This is a genomic window from Corallibacter sp. (assembly GCF_048381695.1).
GTDB classification, from domain to species: Bacteria; Bacteroidota; Bacteroidia; order Flavobacteriales; family Flavobacteriaceae; genus Corallibacter; species Corallibacter vietnamensis.
The window spans coordinates 275706-287573 of record NZ_JBLXHI010000001.1; the positions used below are offsets into that span (position 1 = coordinate 275706).

Below are 11868 nucleotides of genomic sequence, written 5' to 3' on the forward strand. Positions count from 1 at the left end.
TTGTTGCACTTATTTGAAACACAAATAAGTGTAATAAAATTAAATATAATGTTCGTTTACTAACTCTATAACGCTTTCAACTGTTGGTATTTTTGCCACTCTTACATCACTAAAGTGCTTTTTTGCTTCTTTGGCTGTTGTCTCGCCAATGCAAAAAGCAATTCCGTTAGGAGTATTTTGCTTAATAAAACTTTCAACAGTTGATGGGCTGTAAAACATAACGCCATCTAGTGAGTTGCTAACTTTTTTAGAGTCGTACTTTGTTTGGTAGGCTTCTATAGTGTTAACTTTTATTTCTTCAGCTTCAAGTATATTTGGTAAATCATCTAGTCGTAAATCACTACAGAAATACGTTATTTCGCTACCGTCAATATTATTCAACAGGTATTTAGCTAAAGATTTAGCATTTTTTTCAGAGTGCGTTACAGCACCAATTTTTTGCTCTATAAGTTTTTTGGTTCTGCGACCTACACAATAAATGTTTTCAAATCTAAGAGCATTGGCAGGATGGTTTGTTACTATAGATTCTACCGCATTTTTACTGGTGATTACAACGTTTTTGATAGGTGCTTTAAAAACAGCTGGTTGTATTCTGTTTAGGCTAATTTTTATAGCATCATGACTTTCTACAACAAGATTATCGTTAAATAATTGTTGTTGTGTTTCAGTAAAAGACTTGGTAGAGTATATATTAGTTTTTGATGTTTCTATTTTTAAAGCATCTATCAGTCTTTTGCCTCCGCGTTCTATAATATAATTTGAGCAAAAGCTTGCTATATTTTTGTGTTTGCCTAGTTTTTCGGTACGAGTTACTTCAATTTTTTTAGTACCATCAGGGCTTAATAAAATGCCTTTAAAGTTTACTTCGTTGTCTTTTATAAAAGCTAATGCGCCTATTGGTGCTGTGCATCCACCTTCTAGTAGGTTTAAAAAATCACGCTCTATCTTGGTGCATATTTCGGTTTCTTCGTGATTTATTTCAGCACAAATAGCTCTAGTTTCTTCATCTTCTTCCATAGCAACTACCATAACTGCACCTTGAGCAGGTGCAGGAATCATCCAGTCTAGATTTATAGATAGTTCTGGTTTTATGTTTAGTCTGCCTAATCCCGCAGCAGCAAATATGGCTCCATTCCAGTTGCTGTCTTCTAGTTTTTGTAGTCTTAAGTTTACATTGCCACGAAGGCCAACAACAGTGTGAGTTGGGTAACGATTTAACCATTGAGCTCGTCTGCGCAGGCTTCCTGTAGCGATTATTCCTTCTTTTTGAGAAAGGAATTCCTCATTGTTTTTAAAAACTAGAGTGTCTTTTATATTTCCGCGTTTTAATACAGCTGCTTGTACAATGCCTTTTGGTAATACTGTAGGAACATCTTTCATAGAGTGTACAGCAATATCTATATCGCCGTTAAGCATTGCTATATCTAGCGTTTTTGTGAAAACACCTGTGATTCCTAGTTCGTATAAAGGTTTGTTTAAAACAAGATCACCAGTAGATTTTACGGGTACTAATTCTGTTTTATGACCTAATTTTTCTAGTTGTTTTTGTACTGTTTTGGCTTGCCATAGCGCTAATTGACTATCTCGGGTACCAATACGTATTGTTTTAGACATGTTCTTGAAGTTCTTCTAATTGAAAAACCTTTCTTATAAGTTCAAGGCTTTCTATTGTAGAAATATCGTTATCTTTTAAATGATGCGCAAAATGATTGGTGATTTTCTGAATAATATTATTACTTATCAATTCTGCCTGCTCTTCGTTAAAACCAGTTAGTTTTTTGCGTTGTGTTTCTAGCTCGGCGTTTTTAAAGTCTATCAGTTTATGTTTAAGCGCTTTTATTGTAGGTGCAAATTTTCGTGTTTCTAGCCAGTTATTAAACTCTGTCTCTACATCATTTATAATAGCTTCGGCAAGTGGAATTTGCGCTTTTCTTTTTTCTAAAGTTTCATCTGTTATTGTTGATAAGTCATCTATATGTATGCGTGTTACATGTTTTAATTCTGTAACATTTTTGTGTACATTTTTAGGGATTGACAAATCTAAAATTAACAGTGGTTTTTCAGATTGAATTAAATCTTTGCTTACTGTTGGGTTTTGTGCGCCTGTGGCAACTATTAATATATCAGCAAGATTAATCTCATCTTGTAGGTTTGCATGATCTTTAACTATTAGATTAAACTTTCCAGCAACTTCTTCTGCCTTTGTTTTTGTTCTGTTAATTAAAGTAATATGCTCATTTTTTGTATGCTTAACAAGATTTTCGCAAGTGTTTCTTCCTATTTTTCCTGTTCCGAAAAGTAAAATGTTTTTGTCTGATACATTTTCTACATTTTTCATAATGTACTGAACAGATGCAAAAGATACCGAAGTTGCTCCAGAAGAAATATCTGTTTCGGTTTTAATGCGCTTGCTTGCTTGAATAACAGCGTTGATTAAGCGTTCTAAAAAGGCGTTTAATAAGCTGGATTTTTTTGATAATCTAGCGCTAGCTTTTAATTGACTTATAATCTCAAAGTCTCCTAAAATTTGACTATCCAAGCCAGAGCCAACTCTAAACATATGAGAAATAGCATCTTTGCCTTTGTAAATGTATGCAACCTTTTGAAACTCTTCTACAGTTCCTTTGGTGTTATCACATAGCAACTTTATAAGCTGAAACGGGTGTTCTGCAAAGCCATAAATTTCTGTTCTGTTACATGTAGATGTAACAATTAAGCTTTCAATATCGCTGTTTTGGGCTTGCTTTAGCAGATTGGTTTTAGCTGTGTCATCTAAACTGAAATGACCTCTAATTTCGGCATCAGCCTTTTTATAGCTTAAACCAATTGCATAGAAATATGTTGTTTTTGTAATCGTTTTATTTTTCATAAATCCCTTCGGATATTCTGGGAACAAAAATATATGGTTGATACGAAATAAAATAACGCTTAAAGAACAATAAATGTCGCTGTTGGTTTTTTTGTTATGTTTTTTATGAGAATAAGATAAATGTCATACTTTTGTAGCAATAATAACGTTTTAGCAAACATTAGTTTAGAATCAATCTAAATAACTTTGAAATGAAATCAGATTTTAACGCTTTAAAAAATAACGCTAAAGGGTCGTTCAATGAGGTTGCTATTGAAAATGATTTTTTTGTTTTAACCTATCAAAACAACAATAGTGTTGTAGAGTCTCTTGAGCGAAAAATAGATAGTAGTTTTATACAATTTCATTTTTGTTTAAAAGGAACATGTAAGTTTATTTTTAATGAAGGCAGATACGCTTTAGATATTGAAGATGAAAAAACATTACTACTTTATAATCCGCAGAGAGATTTACCCATACATTTAGAAATAGATCCAGATTCGTGGTTGGTTTCGGTTTTAATATCTATAAAGAAATTTCACGGGTTATTTTCTCAAGAAGCTGATTATATCACATTTTTGAGTGATGATAATAAGGATAAAAAATATTATAAAGACGGAATTATATCACCTTCTATGGCGATAGTTTTGACGCAGCTTTTACATTATAATCTCAATAAATCTATCAAGAGTTTATATTTTAAAGGAAAAGCATATGAGTTATTGAGTTTGTATTTTAATAGAAGTGAAGATGCTAATATAGAGCAGTGTCCGTTTTTAATAGATGAAACCAACGTAATAAAAATTAGAAAAGCTAAAGATATTATCATCTCTAGAATGACCGAGCCGCCAACGCTACAAGAACTTGCAGATGAAATACAATTAAGCCTGAAAAAACTTAAAGAAGGTTTTAAAGAAATTTATGGCGATTCAGTTTTTAGCTTTTTATTTGATTACAAAATGGAAGTAGCCAGAAAATTGTTAGAATCAGGAAATAATAATGTTAACGAAGTTGGACTAAAAGTAGGTTATAGCACTGCTAGCCACTTTATATCAGCATTTAAAAAGAAGTATGGCACGACGCCAAAAAAATATATAATGTCATTATCTTCGTAACTCTTTAAAAAGCATACATGAAAGGAGTCTTACTAGTAAATTTAGGGTCACCAGACAGCCCTGATCCAAAAGATGTAAAAAAATATTTAGGTGAGTTTTTAATGGACGAGCGCGTTATAGATGTACCGCTTTGGGCAAGAAACTTATTGGTAAAAGGTATAATTTTAAATACGCGGCCAAAAGCATCAGCGGCAGCATACAAAAAAATTTGGTGGGAAGAAGGATCGCCGCTTATCGTTATTTCTGAACGCTTGCAAAATAAAGTACAAGAACAAGTTCAAGTTCCCGTTGCTTTAGCAATGCGTTATGGAAGTATGACCATAAAAAAAGGTATTCAAGAATTAGTAGATAAAGGCGTTGATGAGGTATTTTTAATCCCGCTATACCCTCAGTTTGCCATGGCAACTACAGAAACTATTTTGGTATTAGCTGAAGAAATAAGAAAAGCACATTTCCCTGATATAAAAATTACAGATTTACCCGCATTTTATAACAATGCAGACTATATAGATGTGCTTTCAAATAGTATTTCTAAACATTTATCAGGTAAGTCTTATGAGCATTTATTGTTTTCATATCATGGTGTTCCAGAACGCCATATAAGAAAAAGCGATGTAACAAAATCTCATTGTAAAATAGATGGAATTTGTTGTAAAACACCATCAAAAGCACATGAGTTTTGTTATAGACATCAATGTTTAGAAGTAACAAGATTAGTTGCTGAAAAGTTGCAATTACAAGAAGGAACTTACTCAACATCATTTCAATCACGATTAGGTTTTGATCCTTGGTTATTACCTTACACAGATAGAACCATAGAGCGTTTAGGAAAAGAAGGAATTAAAAACATGGCTATAGTAACTCCAGCATTTGTGAGTGACTGTTTAGAGACTTTAGAAGAAATAGCTATGGAAGGTGAAGAGATTTTTCATGAAATGGGAGGTAAGGAGTTTACTACAGTTCCTTGCTTAAATGATGACGATGCTTGGGTAAGCCTATTATCAAAATGGATAAATAACTGGGTAACTAAACCAGAAACACAAACCGTAAATGGCAAATAAAATATCATCTCAAGATTTAGGAACTAAACCTATAAAAAAGCTATTAGTAAAGCAATCTGTTCCTGCCGCTATAGGAATTTTGGTTATGTCTCTAAATATATTGGTTGATACCATTTTTGTTGGAAATTGGATAGGTTCAATAGCCATAGCAGCCATAAATGTTGTGTTGCCAGTGTCCTTTTTTATTGCGGCTTTAGGAATGAGTATTGGTGTTGGAGGATCATCAATTATTTCAAGAGCACTCGGAGCAAATAATAAAGAAAAAGCTTTAAAAACATTCGGAAATCAAATTACGCTTACCTTATTGTTTACTGTAGCTTTTGCGAGTTTTGGTTTGCTTTATGTAGATGATATTATTCCTGCTTTTGGAGGAAAAGGCGCAATTTTTGATCCAGCAAAAATTTACTATAAAATAGTATTGTATGGCGTGCCGTTTTTAGGACTTTGTATGATGGGAAACACGGCAATTAGGGCTGAAGGTAAGCCTAAATTTGCTATGTATGCCATGATGATTCCTTCTATAGGAAATCTAGTTTTAGACTATTTGTTTATTAATGTTTTAGATTATGGAATGGCTGGAGCTGCTTGGGCAACTACAGGTTCTTACATGCTTTGTATTGGTTTTATAATCTGGTATTTTTTATCAAATAAATCTGAATTAAAAATTGATGCTTCGCATTTAAAACTTCAAAAAAATGTTGTTTCAGAAATAGCCTCTTTGGGGTTTGTAACCTTGGCAAGACAAGCTGTGGTAAGTATTACTTACTTATTTATGAATAATATTTTATATAATCTAGGTGGCGAAACATCAGTAACAGCATATGCTATTGTAGGTAGAATGCTCATGTTTGCTTTATTTCCTGTTTTTGGAATAACCCAAGGGTTTTTGCCTATTGCAGGATATAATTATGGAGCCAAAAACTATTCTAGAGTAAGAAAAACTATAAATACAGCTATTGGTTATGCCACAGTATTGGCTACCACTATTTTTATATTATTAATGGTATTCCCAGAGCAAATTACACGCTTATTTACTTCAGATGTTGACGTGCTAAAAGAAGCTCCTAATGATATGCGTTGGGTGTTTGCAATGACGCCTATTATTGCTGTGCAACTTATAGGAGCAGCCTATTTTCAAGCTATAGGAAAAGCCATTCCGGCATTATTACTCACTCTTACTAGGCAAGGATTCTTTTTTATTCCGCTTATTTTAATTTTGCCTAATTTTTATGGTGAAATGGGTGTTTGGATGTCGTTTCCTATTTCAGATATTTTAGCTACCGTAGTAACAGCTTTCTTTTTAAATAGAGAAATACGTAAAACATTAGTTGTCAAAACTTAATTTTATGACTGAATATTACAATTACATAAAAGCATTACACCTCATTTTTGTAATCACGTGGTTTGCCGGTTTGTTTTACATTCCTAGACTGTTTGTTTATCAAATAGAAGCATTTCATAAGCCATCTCCTGAAAAGGAAATTTTAGGAAAGCAGTTAAAGCTCATGGCAAAACGCTTGTGGAATATCATTACTTGGCCGTCAGCTATTTTAGCAATTGTTTTTGCTATTTGGTTGCTTGTTTTACAGCCGTTTTGGTTGCAACAAGGTTGGATGCATGTAAAACTTACATTTGTGATCTTATTGATTTTTTACCACCTAAAAACACATCAGTTTTATAAACAGTTACAACGCGATGAGGTTAAAAAATCATCAAACTTTATGCGTTTATGGAACGAAGGCGCAACATTCATTCTATTTGCTGTTGTTTTTTTAGTTATTCTAAAAAATGCAATAAATTGGATTTTTGGTGTTATTGGAATCTTGGTTTTAGGAATATTATTAATGTTAGGTTTTAAGATTTACAAAAATATTCGTGCTAAAAATCCAGATGCATAAACAGCTTTAAATCTTTGGTGTGATTATTGTTATATTTATCTCATCACAAATATTTTTAAATGCAATTAAGAAAACTATCCTTACGATTTAGAATTTTTATCGCCATGATTCTTTTAGTATTAATGGCGTCTATTTTGATAGCGATAGTAACTATTTATCAATATAACGAAGAAGCAAAAGACTACCATAAAGACCGTTTAGATAGAAAAGAAGAAAACATTCGTGAAAGTATAAATTACACGCTTCGTGAAACTACTTATGAGGTCAAAACAGAACGAATTCCATTAATATTTAAAGAGAAATTAAGCGAAATAGCAGCTATTCATAAACTTCAGATTAATTTGTATGATTTAGAAGGAAGTTTGTTAAAATCATCAAAAGCGAGTTTGTCTTTAGATTCTATTCCAAAATGTATTCAAGCCGAAGTTTTAAACACATTAGCAAACACTGTTGAGCATCGTTATGTAGGCGAGCATATAGAGAACGGAGAAACATATCAAACGTCATTTTCTTACATAACAGATGAGAAGTTTAAACCACTAGCTATATTAAATTTACCATATTTAGAAAACGATGGTTTTTTAGATAATAAACTTAAAGAGTTTTTAGAGCGCTTGGCTTATGCCTATCTTTTTATGCTAATTATAGCAGTTATTTTGGCTTATCTTTTGTCAAAATACATTACCAGATCGCTAAAAACCATTAGCGATAAAATGAATGCAACTAGGTTAGAAAAGCGTAATAAAAAAATAGAGGTTGAGTCTTCAAGTGAGGAGATTGAAACATTGGTAAAATCATACAATGCTATGATTGACCAATTAGAAGAAAGTGCAGTAAAGTTAGCAACTAATGAGCGTGAACAAGCCTGGAGAGAAATGGCAAAACAAGTAGCACATGAAATTAAAAATCCGCTTACACCTATGCGATTAAGCGTGCAAAGTTTTCAGCGAAAATTTGACCCACAAGATGAAAACATTCATCAAAAGCTAGATGAATACACAAAAACGCTTATTCAACAAATAGACACAATGAGCTCAATCGCTTCGGCATTTTCAAATTTTGCTAAAATGCCTGCGCAACAAAATGAATCACTAAACGTGGTAGAAATATCAAAACTTGCTATTGATATTTTTAGTGAAGATTATATAGTATTTGTTTCAGAAAAAGATGAAATCTGGGCAAATTTTGATAGAACACAACTTATTAGGGTAATAACCAATTTAGTAAAAAACGGTATTCAAGCCATTCCAGACGAACAAGAGAACAAAAAAATAGTTGTTAGTGTTTTAGAAACAGAAAAAGATGTGGTTATCTCTATATCAGATAATGGTACAGGTATTTCTGAAGCTAATAAAACGAAGATTTTTGAACCGAAATTTACCACAAAAACAAGTGGAATGGGGCTTGGTCTTGCTATGGTGAAAAATATTGTGGAAACTTATAACGGAAGTATTACCTTTACAACTGAAAAAGATAAAGGCACTGCTTTTGTCGTAAATTTTCCAAAAAAATAAACACAATGACATATAACAATATCCTTTCAGAATTTAACAACGGCATAACAACCATTATAATAAATAGACCTAAAAAGCTAAACGCGTTAAATAAAGAAACTATTCAAGAACTTCATGAAGCGTTTAAAGCTGCAGATGCAGATAAAAACACCAAAGTTGTAATTGTTACAGGAAGTGGAGAAAAAGCCTTTGTAGCTGGTGCAGATATTAGTGAATTTGCTGATTTTGATGTAGAAAACGGCGGAAAACTTGCCGCTAAAGGTCAAGAATTGTTATTTGATTTTGTTGAAAATTTAAGCACTCCGGTAATTGCTGCTGTAAATGGTTTTGCCCTTGGCGGTGGTTTAGAACTAGCTATGGCATGTCACTTTAGAGTAGCGAGCGACAATGCAAAAATGGGCTTACCAGAAACATCGCTAGGAGTTATTCCTGGTTATGGTGGTACACAACGTTTGCCACAACTTATAGGTAAAGGTCGTGCTATGGAATTGGTTATGACTGCTGGCATGATAGATGCTCAAACGGCGCACAATTACGGACTTGTAAACCACGTAACCTCGGTAGATGAATTATTACCGCTAGCCGAAAAAATTGCGGGCAAAATTATGAGAAACTCATCTGTAGCGATTAGTAAAGCTATTAAAGCCGTAAACGCTAATTATAAAGATGGTGTTGATGGTTTTGCTGTTGAAATTGAAGAGTTTGGTAACTGCTTTGGCACAGCTGATTTTAAAGAAGGTACCACAGCCTTTTTAGAAAAACGTAAAGCTGATTTCCCAGGGGAATAGTTTTTAAGTTTTTTATAGATTGTTTGGTGCAAGTTTGTTGATAACCCATTTTCTCTTTAACAGTTTTCAGGAACAATAATATGTAATTTTAAGGTGTCGTATTTTCTATAACAACACCTTATTTTATTTTTTAATGAGTTCCAAGTCTTCTATAAAAGGTCGTGGCGCACAAATTAATGTGCCCAACAAATTCTTTGAATTGCGTCATGAAATGCGTGATGATTTCTTGGAGTATTGTGCCAAAGAAGGAGAGAAACCAGACAAAAACAAAACACTTTATTTACCAATATTTCCTAAAACCATTGTCAACAAAGTTGCAAGTCCAGATGTTGGTATGGCGTATTCTATGAATATGTATCAAGGTTGTGAACATGGCTGTATTTATTGTTATGCCAGGAATACTCACGAGTTTTGGGGTTATAGTGCAGGATTAGACTTTGAACGACGTATTTTAGTAAAAAAAGATGCGCCAAAACTACTAGAGGCTTTTATAACACGAAAAAAATGGCACGCGTATCCAATTGTAATGTCTGGTAATACGGATTGTTATCAGCCTGCTGAAAAGGAATTCAAAATAACAAGGCAATGTCTAGAAGTGTTTTTAAAGTATAGACATCCAGTAGCAATTATTACAAAAAACGCTTTAATACTTCGTGATTTAGATATTTTAAAAGAATTAGCAACGCATAACCTTATAAACGTAAATATATCTATTACATCACTATCTGAAAACACACGTCGTGTTTTAGAGCCACGAACAGCAACCATAAAAAAACGATTAGAAACTGTAAAAATATTGAGTGATAATGGCATTCCTGTAAATGTGATGCTGGCGCCTATCATCCCATCAATAAATAGTCATGAAATATTACCTATGGCAAAAGCAGTGTCAGAAGCTGGAGCTTTAAGTATAGGTCATACTATTGTGAGGCTTAATGGTGCTATTGGAGAAATTTTTACCGATTGGATTCAAAAAACAATGCCGGATCGTGCAGAAAAAGTACTGCACCAAATAGAAAGTTGTCATGGAGGTAGTCTAAACAACTCTACATACGGTAGCCGTATGAGAGGCGAAGGGCAAATAGCAAAACAGATAAATGATTTAATTCATTTAGCGAAGCTCAAGTACTTTAAAAGTAAGAGTATGCCTAAACTTAATTTAGAATTGCACGAGCAATATAAAGATGGACAGTTGAAGTTATTTTAATAAATAAAAGCAGGCGTAAACCTGCTCTTATTATTGATAACTATTAAACTAGTCTTGGGAGAAAAATTAATAGTAGCGGCAATATATAAGATTTAACCTACCTATAAATTAACATATGTTAATTTGTAGGAATTTTATATTTGTTTTCTAATTCTGCTCAATTGAACAGGCGTGATATTTAAGTATGATGCTATTTGAAATTGAGGTATAAGTGAATCAATTTCAGGAATGTTTTTTTGCAATTTTTTATAACGTTCTATAGCGTTTAGTGTAATAAACTCAATTTGCCTTTTTTCGTAGGCTATATAAACCTTTTCTAAAATTTTATTATAGAGATTACTGATGTCTATATGCTTTTTAGCATGCTCTAAAAACATGATAAAATCTACCTCGTAAACCTCACAATCTGTTAGAGTTTCAAATGTAAGTAAAGATGGTTTATCTAAAGAAATAGCTGTTAAGGGACCAACAAAACTTGTAGGAGAATATAAATTTTTATTCCACTCTTTGCCAGATTCAGTAACAATAAAAGATCTGGCTATACCAGAATTTAGCTGATATAATTTAGTACCCTTTTTACCTGCTTCGGCAATTTTTGTATTTGCTTTTAATATCTTTTTAGAAGATACTTGCTGTAATAAATAGAAAGATTCTTCTGAAATATCAAAATAAGATTTTAAATACTCAAAATTAGGATGCATTAATAAATAACATTTACACGCCCTAAAGGTATGATAAAATATATGTTTTTTTAGTTAAAAAAGCCTCAAATATGTACATGATATAAAAGAGGCTTTTAAGGACTTAACAAATTATATTCAAGCTAACTAAAGTCGTTAAGTTGTTTATATGGTTATAGATTTAAGATTTCTTCAAACTTGTAGTTTTCTGTTTTTAGGATTAATTTATAAGTTCCAGTTCTTTCTTCAGAAAGTTTTAGGATAGTTTCTAAAATTAATTTGTCCTTTAGGGTTGTTGCGTATATCATTTCAAAACCCCCAATACCATCTTCATAGTAAAGTTTTATATCAAGAGGCTTTTTGTTTAGCGTTAATTGTGAGATAAGCACTTTACTGCCTTTTAGTGACACTATAGGTTTGTAGAATTTTACAGATTTTTCTTCATGAAAATCTATAGCTTCTAATGTTACGCTAAACGGTTTTGTGTTTATTTCTAGATCTTTTTCTAATTCAAAGTAATAATTTCCCGTAGGCAATAAAGTGAAATCAAACTTTTTTGAATAGTAGCCTTCAGCCTGTATTTCTTCTTTATAAATTATTTGGTTGTCTTCATCTTTAAGGCTTAATAAAGACCCTTTTTTTACATTAGAGAATGTAACATAGGTTTCTTTTGCTTTTACGTTTCCAAAATTTAGTAATGTAGTAAATAATGCTACAAGCACTAAACTGTTTTTAATTAATCTTTTCATGACATTAC

General features: G+C 32.4%; 11 protein-coding genes. 7 read left to right on the plus strand and 4 right to left on the minus strand.

What is annotated here, in order from left to right:
* Positions 1-39 precede the first annotated feature (39 nt).
* Together hemC and hemA are read right to left on the minus strand one after the other, a co-directional pair.
* The gene (hemC, locus tag ACN5J3_RS01325; protein WP_418510501.1) at positions 40-1614 is read right to left on the minus strand and encodes a hydroxymethylbilane synthase; all 1575 of its coding nucleotides are present in this window, start codon (positions 1612-1614) and stop codon (positions 40-42) included.
* Positions 1607-2869, minus strand: a complete 1263-nt coding sequence (gene hemA, locus ACN5J3_RS01330) for a glutamyl-tRNA reductase (RefSeq protein ID WP_418510502.1) — start codon at positions 2867-2869, stop codon at positions 1607-1609. Before hemA ends, hemC begins: the two co-directional genes overlap by 8 nt.
* Positions 2870-3060: 191 nt before the next feature.
* Here hemA and ACN5J3_RS01335 point away from each other — a divergent pair, with 191 nt between their 5' ends.
* The 7 genes from ACN5J3_RS01335 to ACN5J3_RS01365 all read left to right on the plus strand — a co-directional run bounded on the left by ACN5J3_RS01335 (position 3061) and on the right by ACN5J3_RS01365 (position 10431).
* Positions 3061-3963 carry a helix-turn-helix transcriptional regulator gene (locus ACN5J3_RS01335; RefSeq protein WP_418510503.1) on the plus strand — a complete coding sequence of 301 codons (903 nt, stop codon included), beginning with the start codon at positions 3061-3063 and terminating at the stop codon, positions 3961-3963.
* Positions 3964-3980: 17 nt separating this feature from the next.
* Positions 3981-5024, plus strand: coding sequence for a ferrochelatase (gene hemH / locus ACN5J3_RS01340; protein WP_418510504.1), 1044 nt, complete (start codon positions 3981-3983; stop codon positions 5022-5024).
* Positions 5014-6366 carry an MATE family efflux transporter gene (locus tag ACN5J3_RS01345; protein ID WP_418510505.1) on the plus strand — a complete coding sequence of 451 codons (1353 nt, stop codon included), beginning with the start codon at positions 5014-5016 and terminating at the stop codon, positions 6364-6366. The genes hemH and ACN5J3_RS01345 overlap by 11 nt, the downstream gene beginning before the upstream one ends.
* Before the next feature lie 4 nt (positions 6367-6370).
* The gene (locus tag ACN5J3_RS01350) at positions 6371-6922 is read left to right on the plus strand and encodes a CopD family protein (protein ID WP_418510506.1); all 552 of its coding nucleotides are present in this window, start codon (positions 6371-6373) and stop codon (positions 6920-6922) included.
* Between the two features lie 59 nt (positions 6923-6981).
* On the plus strand, positions 6982-8436 hold the full coding sequence (locus ACN5J3_RS01355) for a sensor histidine kinase (protein WP_418510507.1): 1455 nt from the start codon (positions 6982-6984) through the stop codon (positions 8434-8436).
* Between the two features lie 5 nt (positions 8437-8441).
* Entirely contained in the window at positions 8442-9224 is a 783-nt protein-coding gene (locus ACN5J3_RS01360; RefSeq protein ID WP_418510508.1) for an enoyl-CoA hydratase/isomerase family protein, read from the plus strand.
* A 133-nt stretch (positions 9225-9357) separates the two neighbouring features.
* The gene (locus ACN5J3_RS01365; protein WP_418510509.1) at positions 9358-10431 is read left to right on the plus strand and encodes a PA0069 family radical SAM protein; all 1074 of its coding nucleotides are present in this window, start codon (positions 9358-9360) and stop codon (positions 10429-10431) included.
* A 134-nt stretch (positions 10432-10565) separates the two neighbouring features.
* On the opposite strand, the gene ACN5J3_RS01370 is transcribed toward ACN5J3_RS01365, so the two are convergent.
* Together ACN5J3_RS01370 and ACN5J3_RS01375 are read right to left on the minus strand one after the other, a co-directional pair.
* On the minus strand, positions 10566-11132 hold the full coding sequence (locus tag ACN5J3_RS01370; RefSeq protein WP_418510510.1) for a Crp/Fnr family transcriptional regulator: 567 nt from the start codon (positions 11130-11132) through the stop codon (positions 10566-10568).
* Between the two features lie 152 nt (positions 11133-11284).
* Complete coding sequence (locus ACN5J3_RS01375; protein ID WP_417290781.1) at positions 11285-11860, minus strand: hypothetical protein; 576 nt, start codon at positions 11858-11860, stop codon at positions 11285-11287.
* Positions 11861-11868 lie beyond the last annotated feature (8 nt).

Coding starts and splice junctions, on each gene's coding strand:
- hemC (WP_418510501.1), bottom strand. CDS start 1,614: ATGTCTAAAACAATACGTATTGGTACCCGAGATAGTCAATTAGCGCTA.
- hemA (WP_418510502.1), bottom strand. CDS start 2,869: ATGAAAAATAAAACGATTACAAAAACAACATATTTCTATGCAATTGGT.
- ACN5J3_RS01335 (WP_418510503.1), top strand. CDS start 3,061: ATGAAATCAGATTTTAACGCTTTAAAAAATAACGCTAAAGGGTCGTTC.
- hemH (WP_418510504.1), top strand. CDS start 3,981: ATGAAAGGAGTCTTACTAGTAAATTTAGGGTCACCAGACAGCCCTGAT.
- ACN5J3_RS01345 (WP_418510505.1), top strand. CDS start 5,014: ATGGCAAATAAAATATCATCTCAAGATTTAGGAACTAAACCTATAAAA.
- ACN5J3_RS01350 (WP_418510506.1), top strand. CDS start 6,371: ATGACTGAATATTACAATTACATAAAAGCATTACACCTCATTTTTGTA.
- ACN5J3_RS01355 (WP_418510507.1), top strand. CDS start 6,982: ATGCAATTAAGAAAACTATCCTTACGATTTAGAATTTTTATCGCCATG.
- ACN5J3_RS01360 (WP_418510508.1), top strand. CDS start 8,442: ATGACATATAACAATATCCTTTCAGAATTTAACAACGGCATAACAACC.
- ACN5J3_RS01365 (WP_418510509.1), top strand. CDS start 9,358: ATGAGTTCCAAGTCTTCTATAAAAGGTCGTGGCGCACAAATTAATGTG.
- ACN5J3_RS01370 (WP_418510510.1), bottom strand. CDS start 11,132: ATGCATCCTAATTTTGAGTATTTAAAATCTTATTTTGATATTTCAGAA.
- ACN5J3_RS01375 (WP_417290781.1), bottom strand. CDS start 11,860: ATGAAAAGATTAATTAAAAACAGTTTAGTGCTTGTAGCATTATTTACT.